Origin of the sequence: Arsenicibacter rosenii (assembly GCF_001870735.1) — a bacterium.
Taxonomy (GTDB): domain Bacteria; phylum Bacteroidota; class Bacteroidia; order Cytophagales; family Spirosomataceae; genus Arsenicibacter; species Arsenicibacter rosenii.
In genome coordinates this window covers 73086-90541 of record NZ_MORL01000003.1, presented here as the reverse complement: position 1 = coordinate 90541, position 17456 = coordinate 73086, and the positions used below count along the sequence as shown (strand labels likewise).

General features: G+C 55.8%; 14 protein-coding genes. 10 read left to right on the top strand and 4 right to left on the bottom strand.

The window, feature by feature from the left end; translation table 11 throughout:
* Positions 1-2: 2 nt before the first annotated feature.
* The 4 genes from BLX24_RS07055 to BLX24_RS07040 are packed head-to-tail and all read right to left on the bottom strand — an operon-like array spanning position 3 to position 3863.
* Complete coding sequence (locus tag BLX24_RS07055) at positions 3-1037, bottom strand: hemin-degrading factor (protein ID WP_071502418.1); 1035 nt, start codon at positions 1035-1037, stop codon at positions 3-5.
* 5 nt (positions 1038-1042) lie between these two features.
* The gene (locus BLX24_RS07050; RefSeq protein WP_071502417.1) at positions 1043-1879 is read right to left on the bottom strand and encodes a heme ABC transporter ATP-binding protein; all 837 of its coding nucleotides are present in this window, start codon (positions 1877-1879) and stop codon (positions 1043-1045) included.
* Positions 1876-2985 carry a FecCD family ABC transporter permease gene (locus BLX24_RS07045; RefSeq protein WP_083421841.1) on the bottom strand — a complete coding sequence of 370 codons (1110 nt, stop codon included), beginning with the start codon at positions 2983-2985 and terminating at the stop codon, positions 1876-1878. The genes BLX24_RS07050 and BLX24_RS07045 overlap by 4 nt, the downstream gene beginning before the upstream one ends.
* Positions 2986-2990: 5 nt before the next feature.
* Positions 2991-3863 (bottom strand): heme/hemin ABC transporter substrate-binding protein, encoded by an 873-nt coding sequence (locus BLX24_RS07040; protein ID WP_071502416.1) that lies wholly within the window; start codon positions 3861-3863, stop codon positions 2991-2993.
* Positions 3864-3908: 45 nt separating this feature from the next.
* Between BLX24_RS07040 and BLX24_RS07035 the strand changes: the two genes are divergently transcribed.
* The 10 genes from BLX24_RS07035 (at position 3909) to BLX24_RS06990 (ending at position 17375) form a co-directional block, all read left to right on the top strand.
* Complete coding sequence (locus BLX24_RS07035) at positions 3909-5024, top strand: helix-turn-helix transcriptional regulator (protein ID WP_071502415.1); 1116 nt, start codon at positions 3909-3911, stop codon at positions 5022-5024.
* A 121-nt stretch (positions 5025-5145) separates the two neighbouring features.
* On the top strand, positions 5146-6030 hold the full coding sequence (locus BLX24_RS07030) for a sugar phosphate isomerase/epimerase family protein (RefSeq protein ID WP_071502414.1): 885 nt from the start codon (positions 5146-5148) through the stop codon (positions 6028-6030).
* Between the two features lie 22 nt (positions 6031-6052).
* Positions 6053-7219, top strand: a complete 1167-nt coding sequence (locus BLX24_RS07025) for a mandelate racemase/muconate lactonizing enzyme family protein (RefSeq protein ID WP_071502413.1) — start codon at positions 6053-6055, stop codon at positions 7217-7219.
* 33 nt (positions 7220-7252) lie between these two features.
* On the top strand, positions 7253-7738 hold the full coding sequence (locus tag BLX24_RS07020; RefSeq protein ID WP_071502412.1) for a VOC family protein: 486 nt from the start codon (positions 7253-7255) through the stop codon (positions 7736-7738).
* 2 nt (positions 7739-7740) lie between these two features.
* A complete protein-coding gene (locus tag BLX24_RS07015) occupies positions 7741-8697 on the top strand; it encodes a 2-hydroxyacid dehydrogenase (protein ID WP_071502411.1) in 957 nt (318 codons plus the stop codon).
* Positions 8698-8737: 40 nt separating this feature from the next.
* Entirely contained in the window at positions 8738-11434 is a 2697-nt protein-coding gene (locus BLX24_RS07010) for a c-type cytochrome (protein ID WP_071502410.1), read from the top strand.
* A 22-nt stretch (positions 11435-11456) separates the two neighbouring features.
* Positions 11457-12344, top strand: coding sequence for a hydroxypyruvate isomerase family protein (locus BLX24_RS07005; protein ID WP_177225795.1), 888 nt, complete (start codon positions 11457-11459; stop codon positions 12342-12344).
* 253 nt (positions 12345-12597) lie between these two features.
* The gene (nspC, locus tag BLX24_RS07000) at positions 12598-13758 is read left to right on the top strand and encodes a carboxynorspermidine decarboxylase (protein WP_071502409.1); all 1161 of its coding nucleotides are present in this window, start codon (positions 12598-12600) and stop codon (positions 13756-13758) included.
* A gap of 94 nt (positions 13759-13852) precedes the next feature.
* Positions 13853-15733 carry a glycoside hydrolase family 127 protein gene (locus BLX24_RS06995; RefSeq protein WP_071502408.1) on the top strand — a complete coding sequence of 627 codons (1881 nt, stop codon included), beginning with the start codon at positions 13853-13855 and terminating at the stop codon, positions 15731-15733.
* 67 nt (positions 15734-15800) lie between these two features.
* Complete coding sequence (locus BLX24_RS06990) at positions 15801-17375, top strand: serine hydrolase (RefSeq protein ID WP_071502407.1); 1575 nt, start codon at positions 15801-15803, stop codon at positions 17373-17375.
* Positions 17376-17456: the final 81 nt, after the last annotated feature.

The following is a 17456-nucleotide window of genomic DNA, read 5'->3' as shown; positions in this document are numbered from 1 at the left end:
CATTAACACATTGTCAGGGCCAGGTCGGCAACGACTTGCTGCCACTCCGGTTGTTCCGGTTGGCCGGGTTTACGTTTGCCGAAGATCTGGGCAATCTGAGTCCCGGTCGTGTCGAAGAGTTCAAGACTGGTCACAATGCCATCGACTGTTGTTTTTTTGACCACCCAGGCCGACGCCACGTGATCTTCGCGCAGGTGAAGGTTGAACGCCGGATCAAGCACATTGAACCACGGCCCCATCGTGACCAGCTTTTTCACCGGCCCGGTATGAATCTGGATACAACCCCGGTTACCGACAAAAACCATAATCGGCTGGCCGGTTTCGGAAACCCGCCCGAACACCGCGCGGACAGCTTCCATAGACGTTTGGGTGGCCAGGCCTTCGGGCGCGAGCCGCATCGCCTGGAGACGGGCTACCTTAAACTGCCGCAACAGGCCGAAAAAGTCGTGGGTGTCCCGCAGGTTGCGCCACGCATCCTGAAAATCAGCCACGGCAATGTCGCTGTCGGGCGTTTCGGGCGAAAGGCCGGGTTTAGGGACAGTGGCTAAAACAGTAGACTGATCCGGTGCCCGGAACGCCTCGACAAGCTGGTGATACGCCGCGTGGTTGCTGTGTTCAGTGAGGTAAATTTTATGCACGGCCTCGCCGTCGGCGGTGAAGAACTGCAGGCTCCGGCGGTCGTTTTCGTTGACGGCAAACCCGAATGCCCAACTGCTCATGAACAGCCGCAGGTCAATGTCGTCACCTAAAACGAGGCCCATCTGTCCGGTAAACGAAACCTTTGCGTACACGCCTTTGCGCTCGTGGACCACGCTGTTGTTGCGGGTCAGGGCCATGACATGGCCAAGCGCTGTCACTTGTTTCAGTAATTCGCGGAAATCACCTGCCAGCCGGATGGCGGTTTCACCCACGCCGGTGGCTACGAGTTCGGCTTCGCTCACATGGAGTTGGGCTGCGGCTTCGCGGATGCGGCTTTTCGGGTTTTCCAGTTTGTAGGCTGTGTATTGCGCTTTGAGATCAGCGGTGTTGGTTACCATATGTCTTATGCGTTTAATGGTTGATAATGAGGTTGTCGGGTAATCGGAATAACAATCGGATAGTCGAGTGCAGGCTGCTCAATGATCTGTACATCGAGGCCGAATGCTTGCCGGATGGTATAAGGGGTAAGGGCGGTGGCCGGTGGCCCGAACGCCAGAGACTGACCCTGATGGAGGAGAAGTACCTGATCGGCATATTGCATGACCAGGTTGAGGTCGTGCAGGATAGCGACCACACCGTATCCTCTCCGTGTCAGTTGCCGCGCCTGTTGCAGCAATGCATGCTGGTAATACAGGTCCAGGCCGGTTGTTGGCTCATCGAGCAACAAAAACTTCGGCATCAGACTATCGCTTTCAGGGTGCGTAAGCTCATGGTAATCAATAAGCTGTGCCATAACTCTGGCCAGAAAGACGCGTTGTTGCTCGCCTCCCGACAGGCTCAGGACCGACCGGTGGGTCATGTGGGCCAGGTCGGTCTGGTGGAGCACATAGTCGACTACCGCCAGATCCTGTCCGGTCGGCTGGTGATCGAAATGCGGGTAACGCCCCATCATCACCAGTTCATAGATACTGAACGGGAAGGAGAGCGTATTTTGCTGCGTCAGCACCGCGCGGCATTTAGCCAGATCACGCGCCGGATAGGCACTAAGTGCCTGCCGGTTCAGCTGAATGGTTCCCGAAGTCGGGGCCAGATCGCGGCTGAGTAATTTCAGCAACGTTGATTTACCTGCTCCGTTGGCCCCCGCAACGGCGACCAGTTCGCCGGGCCGCACGCAGATCGTCTGAGGTTGTAGCAGGGTACGGCCGCCAAGGCTGTATGAAAGATGTTGGGCGTGTATCATGCGTGTGATTGTGAACGGTTTTTAAGCAGAATAGACAGAAACACAGGAGCTCCAGCCATCCCGGTAATGATCCCGATCGGAAGTTCGGCCGGAGCCACAAGGGTACGGGCCAGCAGGTCCGCCAGGGTCAGGATGATGGCTCCCAGTAACCCCGAGGCCGGTAACACAAGGCGGTTGTCGGCACCGGCCATTTGCCGGATCAGGTGCGGAACCACCAGCCCCACGAACCCGATCATACCCGACACCGAAACGGCGACGCCAACGCCCAGTGTGGTAAGCAGAATAACCGAACCCTTTAGCCGGCCGACATGGACACCGAGGTGCCCCGCCTGACTCTCGCCGAGCGTAAAGGCATTCAGCGACCGGCCGAGCCGAGGCAGCAGCAGAAGGGGGATCAGTAGGAAGGGACCCGCCACGCTGAGAATCTCCCGGGTAGCCCCGCCCAGGCTGCCGAGGCTCCAGAACGAAATCGCTCTTAACTGGGTATCATCGGCCAGGTAGACCAACAACCCCCGGCATGCTTCGCAGAGTACGTTAACGGCGATACCCACCAGCAGCATGGTCGATACGACGGTGCGGCCGCCCTGACGGGATAAAAAATAAACCAGTAGCGTTGCGCCGGTAGCGCCGGTAAACGCGGCCAGCGACAAGGCATAGAGGCCGGAAAGCGCCGACAGACCGGTAAACAGGTTGATCTGTAGCACGATCATGACGACGGCCATTAGCGAAGCCCCCGACGAAATCCCGATCAGGCCCGGATCGGCCAGCGGATTGCGGAACAACCCCTGAATGCTGGCCCCGGCCATACTCAGGACCGCGCCAACCAGCACCCCCAGCAGGATTCTCGGCAGACGGATCACCAGCAGAATCGTTTCCTGCTGCGCATCAACAGCCCCTGTTGCAATACCCAGCTGTTTCATCAGGATCGCTACTACGCCGGAAACCGGAATGGGGAGGGCACCGACTCCCACGGAGCAGAGGATAGTTACGACCAGCCCGGCGGCCAGTCCTCCGAGCAGCCACCGGCCTTTAGCCGCAGGAGTTGCGTGTACCCGTGGCGGGAGAGGTGCCTGAGCAGGGCGTTCTGTCGTTGCGTTTGCCAGCATACGGATTAATGGACTGTAAGCACTGAATCGTTGAGTTTCCGGCTAAGCTCCTGAACCGCAAGGCCAAGCCGCGGACTGAAGCCGGTCATAAGTTGTCCGTCCATTTCGATGACGGCTTTGTTGCGCCCGGCATTGGTCTGGGCTACCCCCGGCACGTTCAGCAGACCCGACATGCCCCCGAGACTTTCTAATCCGCTGCTAAACAGCAGAATCACATCCGGGTTGGCACTGACGAGCGCTTCGGCCGTAAGCGGTTTGAAACTATCAAAACCGCTTACGGCATTTTGTCCGCCGGCAAGGGTAATCAGTTGGTCGACAGGGGTATGCTCGCCGGCCACCATCATGTTTCCGGCGCCGCGGGCGTAGATGAACAGGACTTTTTTGGCCTTCGCCGGTTTCTGCACACGGGCCAGATCGGCGTCGAGTTTACGCACGAGCGCCGCAGCGGGCCCCGGTTTACGAAAGGCCGCACCCACGTCCTGAATCAGTTTTTTCGCGCCCGCCACGCTGTGTGTCTGTTCAAAAAACAGCGTCTTAACACCCGCCTGCTGAAACTGCCGGATCAGTTCGGGTTTGATGTCCATGCCGGTTGCGCTTTTCGTACCGACAATCAGCGTTGGTTGCAGCGCCAGTACGGCTTCGGCACCAATGTTCCGGTTGTGGCCGACTTTGGCGACCTTTTCCATCGCTGCCGGATAGGTGCTCGTGACATCAACGCCCACAATTTGTGTTTGCAGGCCAAGGCCGCAAAGGATTTCGGTTACCGTTCCGTTGAGGGAAACAATCCGGTCCGGTTTGGCCTGTGCCCATGCCTGTTGGCACCAGATTGTTAAAGCCGTAATGACTACCAATAGGTTAGCTGTCTGTCTGTTGATCATCCGCTTTTTATACTTACTTATTGTTATTTAGATTAATTTTAAATAATGTTGCAAAGTAATCGCGGAATCGTTTTCCGTGACTTACGCAAAGCGGATTATTACCTACGAAATCGGGAGCGCCGGTTTCCGGCCCTGAACACAACACCGGGGCGGGAGCGCCGGATTAATCAGACCATTATGCCTTTTACACGTACTCAACGCGACGGAATACAGCAGCTCATTATCCATGATCATTCCCTTGACCGGATTAGTCTGCCGGAGGTAAGGTGGGCCGAGGTTGACAACGAGCAGGGCAGGGCGCTGCATGAAGTACTCATCCCCGGAAAACTTTGTATCCGATGGGCACGGGTTGTCTGTGCTGAACCGGTGCAGGTGCGGTTTACGAACGGTGCCGGCCATCTGGATATGTTTTTTGCCTTATCGGGGGAGTTGCGTTCAGTCAAGCCTGATCAAACGCCCTGCATCGTCTGTGGATCGGGGCAGCATACCCTGTTTCATGAACCATCGGGGGAGTTATCGATGGAGGTGCCGGCGGATAGTCTGCTTCAGTTTGTCAGTGTACGCTGGCATCAGGATCTGCTCCTTTCCCTGGCAGAAACATACGGAGATCCGCTGGTGACGCTGGCACAGCACGTTACGGAAAAGCAGCCGATGCAGTTGATTCCGAACGGCTTACCGGTCCTGGCGGCGCTGCACACTGTTCTGATGCAACTAGTTGACGTATCGCTTTCGGGCTGTCTGTTGAAGCTGTTTCTGGAAGCCAAGGTGATGGAACTACTGGCGCTGCAACTAAAACAGTTTCAGGAACTGGACACGTTCGGCAGCCGCACTCCTGCCACCGTAACCGACCTGGATAAACTGGAAGAGGTACGCCGGATTCTGCAGCGCGAGTTTACCCGGCCACCTACCTTATCGGCCCTGAGCCGGCTGGTCGGGCTGAACGAATTTAAACTAAAGAAAGGCTTTCGGGAGGCCTACGGGACGAGTGTATACGACTGGGTGCTGAATTACCGGCTTGATGTCGGATACCGGTTACTGATGCAGCAACAACTCTCTGTGAGTGAAGTGGCTTATCAGATCGGCTACCAGCATCCCGCCCATTTTACCACGGCCTTCCGCAAAAAATACGGCATCCCGCCCAGCCAGATCAGGGCCGTTTAGGTAAAAAATAGCGTTTGTGCGTTAAAAATGGTATCTCTCTGTCTTATGGGAGTATATGCTTTGAGACCCACAGGTCGGTATCGGCTGAATACCCTAAAACTTACAAACGATTTTCGCACTTATGGAGCTTTCCATTCACAACTGGATGCGGGCCGAACCCGTTGAAAAAACCATCCGCCGTATTGCACAGCTTGGCTATACAAAACTTGAAATTCAGGGAGAACCATCCCTTTATGATACAAAAAAAATTGGTGCACTGCTGAAAGAAGTGGGCATGACCTGCTGGGGTTCGGTAACGCTGATGCTTGAAGACCGTAACCTGCTGGCCAAAGACCCTGCCCAGCGCGCCAAATCGGTGCAGTATATCAAGGATGTTGTAACGATGGTGAAAGAACTGGACGGACATATGGTGTCGGTCGTGCCGGGCACGGTCGGTAAAATTGTGCCGGATGGTCGCCCGGACGATGAATGGAAGTGGGCCGTCGATGGTATGAAGCAGATCTACGAATACGCCGAATCGGTGGATATTCTGCTGGGTATTGAGCCGATCAACCGCTTTGAGACCTATTTTGTCAACCGGGGCGATCAGGCGCTGGCGCTGGCGAAAGAGGTAGGGCCGCGCTGCGGGGTTTGCCTCGATACCTTCCATATGAATATCGAAGAAGACGATATGTTTGCCGCCATCCGCCGGGCGAAGGGGCGGTTGGTTGGCTTCCACGTGGCCGACAGCAACCGCATGGCGCCGGGCATGGGCACGCTGAACTGGCCGAAAATCATCGGTACACTCCAGGAAATCGGTTACGACGACGTGCTTTCCGTGGAGTTCTGCGCACCGCTCGACCGTACACCCGCCAACCCGTATCCAAATTCAATCGACGAAAATCCGGAAGACCTGAGTGCGGAGCAAAAGAAATTCCTCGAAGACCACGGCAGCTCCTCGGTGACCGAAGAGTTTTACACCATGCTCACCCGTAAGTCGGCCGAAACACTACTGCCTTTAATTTAATCATCTCATTGCCAGTTTATAAATGAAAATTACAAACGTTGAAGCCTTCTGGCTGCGGTGCCCGATCCCGAAAGAAAAACAGCACGCGTCGGATTACGGCCTGCTGACGAACTTCGATATGACGCTGGTGGTCGTTACGACCGATTCCGGTTTACAAGGGTTCGGCGAGGCCAAGGCAGCGGTAGGTTCGTCGGGCGTGTGTGCGTCGATTGTCAGCTGCATCGAAAACGAAATCAGGCCGCTGCTGATCGGTCAGGATGCGCGCCATATTTCCCGCATCTGGGAGATTGTCTATAACGGCACCCGCGACCATTATGCCCTGAAACGCGGCCGCGGATTTCCGGTACTAGGTCGGCGCGGAATAACCATTTCGGCTCTCAGCGGTGTGGATACGGCACTATGGGATATTAAAGGCAAGGCGCTGGGTGTACCGGTGGTCGATTTGCTGGGCGGTGCCTGCCGCGATCAGATGCCGGCCTATGCCAGCGGTGGCTGGGCCGGTGTGGAGAAGATCGGCGAGCAGCTCAACGGCTATGTTTCTAAAGGCTTTAAAGGCGTGAAAATGCGGGTTGGCGTGATGGACGAAACCGTTCAGGCCAGCATTGACCGCGTCCGGGCGGCCCGCGAAGCACTGGGCGATGGCATTAAACTGATGGCCGATGCGCACGGCACATACAGTGTGCCGGAAGCTAAACAGTTTTGCCGTGGCGTGGAAGACTGTAACCTTTACTGGTTTGAAGAGCCGATCAGCCCTGACAACCGCCACGGAACGGCCGAGGTACGGGCATCGACATCGATTCCGATTGCAGCGGGCGAAAGTGAGTATACTTGTTTTGACATCCGTGACCTGATCGAAGTACGGGCGCTGGATGTGGTGCAGCCCGATTCGGCCATTATCGGTGGTATTTCTGAAGCCATGCGGGTTGCTCATCTGGCCCGGACGCACCAGCTCGAACTGGCGCCGCACTGCTGGGGTTCCGCATTCTCGTTTATGGCGGGTGTCCACATGGCGTTTGCTGCACCGGCCGCCACTATTGTCGAGTTCTCGCTGGGCGGCAACCCGATGATGTATGAGCTGGTGAAAGAACAGATTACCGTAACGGACGGCCAACTTGAGGCACCAACGGCCCCCGGCCTCGGTGTTACCCCGAACTGGGAATTTGTGAAAGAATTCAGCCAGAAGATTTGAGTAAACCCTAAACAACCAAAACCTCTTTCAATCATGGCAAGAGCCATTCGCATCAATCACGTAACGCTGATCGTGGACAACCTCGAGAAAGCCGGCGAGTTTTACGCCAACGAACTGGGTCTGGAAATTCTTCCGGCGTTTAAGTTCGATTACCCGGTTATGTTCTTCAAATTCAACGAGACGCAGCAACTGCATATCTCGGAATGGGAAGATACAACGTCGTTCCGGGGCCATATCTGTGTGCAGGTCGATGACTTTAACCCGATTTTCTGGCGCATGAAAGAACTGGGTGTGGTCGATATTACGCCCTGGGGCAAGGTACGCCGGTTGCCGGACGGTGCCATGCAGATGTTCGTCCGCGACCCGTCTGGTAACCTCGTCGAAATTTCGTCGAGCCCGACCTACGAGCCCGATCCGGCGATTTTTGACGATGAACTGTATGCCGATGGTCTCTATGTGTCGAACCGGAATGACTTCCGGGGCGAACGTTCCGAAAACGCGACGCTGTATCACGAGTAACCATGCTGAAAACTGTTTTGCTGCTCGAAACCGTAGCCGAAGACGCCGATGCCCTGCTGCATGACAATGTGCGGGTGCTGACGGCGTATGGCGAACGGCCATTGGCAGATATAGTACAACAGGAGACGATTCACGCGGTTATCACGCGGGGTAAAGGGCAGGTAAACCAGGCATTGCTGGATGCCTGCCCCGCGCTCGAAGTGGTAGCCCGCTGCGGAGTCGGACTCGACAATGTGGATGTACAGGCGGCAACAGCGCGTGGTATCCGGGTGATTAATGCACCCGGTGCCAACGCCGCCACGATTGCCGAACATGCGATGTCGCTGATGCTGATGCTGGTCCGGAATATGTACAACTCTGTATCGCAGGTGCGGGCCGGTAACTGGAACGGACGGAACCAGTACAGCGGTGACGAGCTGACGGGCAAAACGCTGGGTATTCTGGGATTGGGCAACATTGGCCGGCGCGTAGCCCGGCTGGCCGAAGCCTTTGGCATGCAGGTCGTTTACTGGGATCTGAACCCCAATCCGTCGGTGAGTTATCAGGCGTTGCCGCTGGAAGAGCTGCTGGCGAAGGCCGATGTGATCAGTCTGCATCTGCCTTTGACGCCCGAAACCGATCAACTGCTGAATGCTGACCGGCTGGCACTGCTGAAGCCAGGTGCTTTCCTGATAAACACCGCCCGGGGCGGATTAATCGATGAGCAGGCGTTGCTGAACGCACTGAATCAGGGTAACCTGGCAGGCTTCGGGGCCGACGTGCTGTCCGAAGAACCGCCTGCCGCCGACGATCTGCTCTCCCGGCACCCGAAAACCATGATTACGGCACACGTGGGTAGCCTGACCGCGACTACCTATCGTACTATGTGTATGTACACCGTGCAAAACGTACTGACATTCCTGGCCGGTGAAGCTCCCGCGCCGGAAAGTGTGTTCAACCGCGTAGCGCTCGGTCTGTAAGGCGTTAGCTTCTCCTAAACCTTTTATTTAACCTTGTTTTATGTTTTCAACGTTCAAGCTGAGCAAGTTAGTGCTTGCGCTGTCGGGCTGTGTATTGTTCGGGACAGCCTGGGTACGTATGCAGGATGCCGGTACAACGCAGCCGCCGGCACCCAATCCGAAAATCGACAAACTAAAATTACTGCCGGGCTTCAAAGCCGAGCACCTCTACAGCCCATCCGAAAACAAACAAGGGTCCTGGGTATCGATGACCTTCGATGCTAAGGGCCGGATGATCGCCTCCGATCAGTATGGCCGCTTATACCGGCTGGCGATACCGCCTATTGGTGGGGGGCAGGCCAGGGTCGAGCCGCTCAATATCAAACCTCAGCCCGGCGATACCACAAAAGCTAAAATCGGCCTCGGCTACGCGCAGGGGCTGTTATGGGCCTTCAACAGCCTGTATGTCATGGTCAATCACCGGAGCGATAAGACGTTTCCGACGGGTAGCGGCCTGTACCGGCTCCAGGATACCGACGGCGATGATCAGTTTGACAAAATTACCCTCCTGAAAGCCTTAAAAGGCGAGGGCGAACATGGCCCGCACAGCGTGGTGCTGGCGCCCGACAAAAAATCCATCTATGTGATTTGCGGGAACCACACCGATGTGCCGGAAATGGATAGCTACCGGCTACCGAAAGTATGGAAAGAAGACAACCTGTTCCCGCAGATTAAAGACCCGCGCGGCCACGCAAACGACCGGATGGCGCCTGGTGGCTGGATCGCCAACATTGATTCCCTCGGCAAAAAGTGGGAACTGGTCAGCGCCGGTTTCCGGAACCCGTTCGATATTGCCTTCAACGAAGCGGGGGATATGTTTACCTACGACTCTGACATGGAGTGGGATTTCGGCCTTCCCTGGTACCGGCCGACGCGCATCTGCCACGCTACAAGCGGCAGTGAGTTTGGCTGGCGTACCGGTAACGGCAAATGGACACCGGCTTTCCCGGATAACCTGCCGCCGGTGGTGAATATCGGGCAGGGCTCGCCAACCAACCTGATGTCGGGCCGGAATGCGCGCTTCCCGCAACGCTACCGGCAGTCGTTGTTTGCGTTTGACTGGAGCTTCGGGATTATCTATGCCATCAGCATGAAGCCGCAGGGTGCATCGTATGTTGGTGAGCGCGAAGAATTTATTTCCGGCTCGCCGCTGCCGCTGACCGACGGCGCCATCGGCCCCGACGGCGCCATGTATTTCCTGACCGGTGGCCGGGGGCTGGAGTCGGACTTATACCGGGTGTATTACGAGGGCAGTGAATCAACCGCCGCAGCGGTCGCTTCGGCCCCGACGCCGGAGCATCAGTTACGGACAAAGCTGGAGAAATACCATGGTGAGCCGAATCCGGCTGCGCTCACCGAGGCATGGCCGAACCTGAGTCATCCAGACCGGTTTGTGCGGTATGCTGCCCGTGTGGCGGTAGAGCACCAGCCGGTAGCGACATGGCAAGACAAGGCCCTGGCCGAAAAAGATCCGCAGCGATTAATTCAGGGCATGATTGCGCTGGCGCACCACGGCGCTCCGGCGCAGCGCGATGCGATGCTGAAAGCCCTGACCGGTGTGAATGCAAAAGCGCTCACCGAGTCGCAGCAGATTGATTTGTGGCGCGCCTTTGAGCTGACGTTTCTGCGGATGGGTATTCCGGACGGAGCTGTGCGTAATGAGGTAATTGGGTACCTGAATCCGTATTTCCCCGGAAAGAATGCCTTGCCGAACCGCAGCCTGAGCAAGCTCCTGATTGCGCTGGAAGCGCCGGGTATCGCGGCTAAAACGCTGACACAACTAGCGCTGAAAGACGAGCCGGGCGGCGGTAATGTCAACGGCGAAATGACGAATAATTCTTCGGACCTGATTCTTCGGAACCCGCAATACGGACTGGACATTGCAAATATGCTGGCGAAAGTGCCACCCGCCCAGCAGACGTATTATGCCACCATGCTGAGCCGCTTGAAAACCGGCTGGACACCAGAACTGCGCGAGACGTATTTCAAGTGGTTTGCCAATGCGTTCAGGTATCAGGGTGGTAATAGCTACATCGGTTTCGTAGATCGCGCCCGGAAACTGGCGCTGGCCAATGTGCCGAAAGAGCAGCAGGCACAATATGCCAAACTTTCCGGCGAAGACCTGCTGACCTCGTCGGGGAATGATCTGGCAGGCAATTATACGCCGAAAGGCCCGGGGCGTGGCTGGAAAGTTGAAAACGCACTGGCCATGCTGGACACTAGTATGCGGAATCCGGATTTTAACCGGGGTAAGCAGATTTTCGGCGCTGTCGTCTGTAATCGTTGTCATACGATTCGGGGCGAAGGCCGTGATATAGGCCCTGATCTGACACAGCTGGGTACCCGTTTCTCGAAAAAAGATATTCTGGAAGCTATTATTGAACCCAATAAAGCCATTTCGGATCAGTATGCTTCGACCATTTTTTACTTAAAGAATGGACAGTCGGTGCTCGGGCGGTTGATCAGCCAGGATAATACCAGCTATTCGATTTCGCAGAACCCGTTTGCCGCCGACTATCTGCGGAAGATTCCGAAGAAAGATGTAGTCAATACCAAATATTCTACCGTATCAATTATGTTGCCAGGGCTGATTAACAGCCTGAATCCGGGCGAACTGAGCGATTTGATGGCGTATTTGATGTCGGGTGGCAACGAAAAACATTCGTTGTACATGGCGACCAAATCAGAGAAGAAATAACCAACAACCCCTGTTAACCTATATGTCGTCAATCACCTCACGCCGTTCTGCGCTCAAAAACATGGTCGCGGGCTCGGCTATTCTGTCGGGCACGGCCGCCCTTACCGACGCCTTTGCCGAAGCGCAGCAGTCGCTCGGTGCCGAGCTGAACGGAAAAATTAACCATTCGGTGGCCCGCTGGTGCTACAGCAAAATTCCGCTCGATGACCTCTGCAAAGCGGCCAAAGACATGGGCATTAAATCGGTGGAGCTGCAAGGCCCTGCTGAGTGGCCGACCATTAAAAAATATGGCCTGACGTGTGCGTTGCCGTGGGGGGCCGGACTGGGCATCGAAAAGGGGTTCAACAACCCTGAGCTACACGATGAGCTGGTGAAAAGCTACGAAGAGCATTTTCCGAAGCTGGTTGCGGCCGGCTATGATAAAGTAATCTGTTTTTCGGGCAACCGTAAGGGCATGTCTGACGAACAAGGTATGGAAAATGCGGTAAAAGGGCTGAAACGCCTGATGCCCGCCGCCGAAAAACACGGCATCACGATGGTGATGGAGCTGTTGAACAGCAAGGTAAACCACAAGGATTACCAGTGCGATCATACGGTCTGGGGCGTGGAGTTGTGCAAGCAGGTCGGTTCAGAGAAAATGAAGCTGCTGTACGACATCTATCATATGCAGATCATGGAAGGCGACGTGATTGCCACCATCAAGAAATATCACCCGTATTTTGCGCACTACCATACCGGCGGCGTGCCGGGCCGCGCCGAAATCGACGATACGCAGGAGCTGAATTATCCGGCCATCATGCGGGCCATTGTCGATACCGGCTATAAAGGATTTGTCGGTCAGGAATTTGTGCCGAAGCGCGATCCGCTGGCCTCGCTGAAGCAAAGTATCCAGATTTGCGACGTTGCCTGAGGCTATTTACCCCACCCCAACCCCTCCCCTTACTTCAAGGGGAGGGGCTTTACGCACCCTTTCTCCTGTTTTTCAGGCCGGGCCGACGATTCGGGAAGGGGCAGGGGGTGAGGTATAATTACCTCTAAAACCTCATCCCAACCCTTCCCCTGATTTCAGGGGAAGGGCTTTTTTTTGCTGTAGGGGCATTAGGCAATTCGCTGTACCTTTGCGGCCTGAACAAAAACGGTAAACCTACCGTTGGTACAGTGCTATGGCAATTGACTTTCAACAAATCCCATCACCCTGCTACGTGCTGGAGGAGGCAAAACTCCGCCGGAATCTGGAGTTGATTAACTCGGTTCAGCAGCGTGCAGGCATACAGATTATTGTGGCCCTGAAGGGCTTTTCGATGTTTAGTGCGTTTCCGCTGGTGCGGGAATACCTGCCGGGAGCAACGGCCAGTTCACTGAACGAAATTAAACTCATTAACGAGTACATGGGCATTCCGGCCCATACGTACATGCCTGCCTATCAGTCGCATGAGTTTGAAGAAGTGCTGTCGCGGAGCAGCCATCTGACGTTCAATTCCATGAACCAGTGGGAGAAATACAAGGAACGGTTGGCCGCGTATAATGCGTCGGTTGATTCCGAAAACCAGGTGAGCTGCGGCATCCGGGTCAATCCGCAATATTCGGAGGTGGCCACGGATATGTATAACCCCTGCGTACCGGGTTCGCGGCTGGGCGTGACACGCGACAAACTACCGGCGTCGCTGCCCGAAGGCCTGGAAGGCATTCATTTTCATACCCTCTGCGAAAATGACTCGTACACCCTCGAACGCACCCTCGAAGCGCTGGAAGCCCGGTTCGGCGAACTGCTGCATCAGGCGAAATGGGTGAATATGGGCGGAGGGCACCTCATGACCCGCGAAGGATACAACACCGACCACCTGGTGGACCTGCTGATTCGTTTCCGCGAAAAATACAATGTAGAGGTGATTCTGGAACCGGGTTCGGCCATTGGCTGGCAAACCGGTGTACTGGTGTCGTCGGTGCTGGATGTGCTCGACAGCCAGGGCATTCCGGTGGCGATACTCGATACGTCGTTTGCGGCCCATATGCCCGACACGCTCGAAATGCCTTATAAACCACGGATTATTGGGGCCTATCACGAGCCGGTGGCCGGTAAGCCAACCTACCGCCTTGGCGGTATGACCTGTCTGGCCGGTGATTTCATGGGCGACTATAGCTTTGACGAACCGCTTACGGAAGGCGATCTGGTGGTGTTCGATGATATGATTCACTACACCATGGTGAAAACAACCACCTTTAATGGAGTAAATCTGCCGTCAATCGGCATTTGGAAAGAAGATAACACCTTCCGGCTTGTGCGGTCGTATGGCTACGAAAGTTTTAAAGACCGGCTGAGTTAAGCCGCCACCGAAACTGTTCCGGGCCCGTGACGTACGCCGTTGCCGGATGGGTGTTTAGTACGCTTAGCGTTATAAACCCGTTACTCCATCCATCATGCGTAGTTGTTCATGGGCCCGGACGTTTGTTCTGGCCGTTGTCATGTTGCCGGCCTTTGGCCAGAAAATGGTTAAACCGGTCGAAAACGACCGCTTGCTGCCCCTCGAAACCGTCAGGGTGGAGGGCTATATCGGTGAACGGCTGAACGCTTCATACGAGCACCGGATCATGGCCCAGGATGTAGAGCATCTGGTTGCCCCCTTCCGGACCCGCACCGAATCAACCCGCTGGCAAAGCGAATTCTGGGGAAAATGGTTTACCTCCGCCGTTCAGGCCTATCACTACCGCCCCGAACCACGCCTGAAAGCGGTGCTGAATAACGCCGTGGCCGGTTTGCTGGCAACACAAACCCCCGACGGCTACATCGGCAATTATGCCGAAGACAAACACCTCCAGCAGTGGGATATCTGGGGGCGTAAATACTGCATGCTGGGTCTGCTGGCGTATTACGACCTGACCGGCGATAAAAAAGTCCTCGACGCCACCCGCCGCCTGGCCGACCACCTTATCAACGAACTGACCACCCGCAATACACTGATTGTCAGAACGGGCAATTACCGGGGCATGGCCTCCAGCTCGGTACTGGAGCCGATGACGCAGTTGTATGTCCGCACCAGTGATAAACGCTACCTTGATTTTGCCGAAGAAATTGTCCGTGAGTGGGAAACCCCCGACGGTCCGCAGCTGATGGCGAAGGCCACGCAGGATGTATCGAAGCGGTTTCCGCGTCCTAAACAGCACTATGGCTACGAACAGGGGCAGAAAGCCTATGAGATGATGTCGTGTTACGAAGGGCTGCTGGAACTCTACCGGCTGACCGGCAAACCGGCGTATAAGACGGCTGTTGAGCAAACATGGGCCAACATCCGGGATACAGAAATCAACATTGCCGGTTCGGGCGCAAGCATGGAAATGTGGTTCGGCGGGAAGGCCCTGCAAACTCTGCCGGTCCGGCATTATCAGGAAACCTGTGTAACAGTGACCTGGATCAAGCTCAGCCAGCAGCTGCTGCGCCTGACCGGCGAGGCGAAGTATGCCGATGCCATTGAGCAAAGTTATTACAACGCCTTACTGGCATCCATGCAGCCGGATGGTGCCGACTGGGCCAAATATTCGCCGTTGTCGGGGCAGCGGTTAGAGGGCGAAGGGCAGTGCGGCATGGACCTGAACTGCTGTGTGGCCAGCGGGCCGCGCGGGTTGTTTACCCTACCCGCCACCATTGTGATGGGCGGCCAGGCGGGGGCAACGGTAAACTTCTTTGTACCGGGACAGTATACGTTCAGGACGCCCAAAGGGCAGACCGCGCAGCTGATCCAGCAGACGACCTATCCCGATGCCGGTACCGTCAGCCTGAAACTGGCCTTGCCGAAAGCCGAAGAGCTGACGCTGCAAATCCGGATACCGGGCTGGAGTGCGCAGACAACGTTGCTGGTCAATGGACAGCCGGTCGATGGGGTGAAAAACGGGCAGTATGCGGCCATCCGCCGAACATGGCAACCCAATGACGAGGTGATGCTAACCCTGGATATGCGCGGGCGGCTTGTACGCATGGGAAATCTGTCGGAATACGTCGCCGTTCTGCGCGGACCGCTGGTACTGGCCCGCGACAGCCGGCTCGATAAGGTTAGTGTTGACGAGCCACTAAATCCGGTTACTGATAAGGAGGGCTTTGTCGTGCTGGAGCCGGTTACGCCCAAAAATCCGGCAGTCTGGGTGGCGTTTAAGGCAAAATTTGCGCTGGAATCGCATCTCGAACGGGGTGTGCCGCCGGTTACCCTCACCCTCTGCGACGCGGCGTCGGCCGGCAATACCTACAACGACCAGTCCCGTTTCCGGGTATGGCTGCCCCAGTTGGTTGATACCGGAAAACTACCGTGAGGGATGGGTTGATTTCGCGCCGTAAAATGCGCTACTTGCCGGCGTAATAACCAACGCTGCCAGAAAAATGAATCAACCTCTTACCTCAGGAAGCCGGCTGCTGCTGTGGCTGCTGTTCTGCCTTGTTCCGCAACTGAAAGCACAGGTCATCACTGCCCCGCAGATTGACGAGCTGGCCGAACGCACACGGACAACTTTTTCGGTGCCGGGGATCGCCGTGGCCGTTATTAAAGACGGTAAAGTCGTGCATGCCAAAGGCTACGGTGTCCGGTCACTGCGGACGAAAGAGAAGGTAGACGAGAACACGATGTTCGGCATTGCTTCCAACAGCAAGGCGTTTACGGCGGCAGCGCTGGGTATCCTGATGGACGAAGGCAAGCTAACCTGGGATTCGAAGGTGATTGATTTTATTCCGGAGTTCCGGATGTACAATGCCTACGTAACCGAAGAATTTACGATCCGCGATTTGCTGACCCACCGGAGCGGCCTGGGCCTTGGTGCCGGAGACCTGATGTTCTGGCCCGATTCAAGCAATTTTACGCTGAAAGATGTGATTTATAACCTGCGGTACCTGAAACCGGTATCGGGTTTCCGGACTAAATATGACTATGATAACCTGCTCTACATGGTGGCCGGCGAGGTCATTCAGCGGGTCAGCGGTAAGACTTGGGAGGCCTTTGTGGAAGAGCGTATTATGAGGCCTTTGCAGATGAACGGCAGCGCCGGCTCATTCGAACGGCTGCCGGATAAGGTAAATGTGATTGACGCGCACGCCGCAGTAAACGGCACGGTACAGGTGATCAGCCGGGATAAATTCCGGTTCGGGCATTCGGCCGGCGGGATTAATTCCAGCGTTTCGGACATGGCTAAATGGGTAATTATGCAACTGAATCGCGGCAAATACGGTGATGGCAAGCGGCTGTTCAGCGAATCGGTGCATAACGAGATGTGGGCCCCGCAGACCATCACGCCGGTTAGCCCCGTGCCGGTCCCGCCCTATAACACGCATTTTTCGGCCTATGGGCTGGGTTGGGGTTTGTCCGATGTGAAAGGCTACAAGCAGGTAACCCACACCGGTGGTCTGGCCGGTATGGTGACGCAGGTAACGCTCATCCCGGAGCTGCAGCTGGGTATTATTGTGTTTACGAATCAGCAGGTGGGAGCCGCGTTCAGCGCTGTAACGAACACGATCAAAGACAGTTATCTGGGCCTGCCGCCAACGGACTGGGTGAAACTATTTGGCGACCGTGTACAGAAAGGACAGGCGGAGGCCGATGCCATGACAAAATCGGTTTGGGAAACCATCACGAAAGCGCAGCAGAGTACCACCACCAAACCCGCCATCGAGCCTTACCTCGGCACCTACCGCGACAACTGGTTCGGCGATGTGGTGATCAGCCGGAAAGATAACCGCTACTGGTTTACCTCGGTGCGGTCGCCGAAACTGACCGGTGAGCTGTTTTATTACAAAAACAACACGTTTATCGTCAAGTGGAACAACCGCAGCCTCGATGCCGACGCGTATGTCATGTTTCAGGTCGATGAAGACATGAAACCGTCGCGGATCACGATGAAACCGGTTTCGCCCCTGACCGATTTTAGTTTCGACTTTCAGGATCTGGAGCTGAAGCGGGTAAAGTGAGCTAAGCAATAATAGTGGAATAGTGGTGGCACGACTCAAAGTCGTGCCACCACTTAACTCAAACGTGCCACCACTGAATAC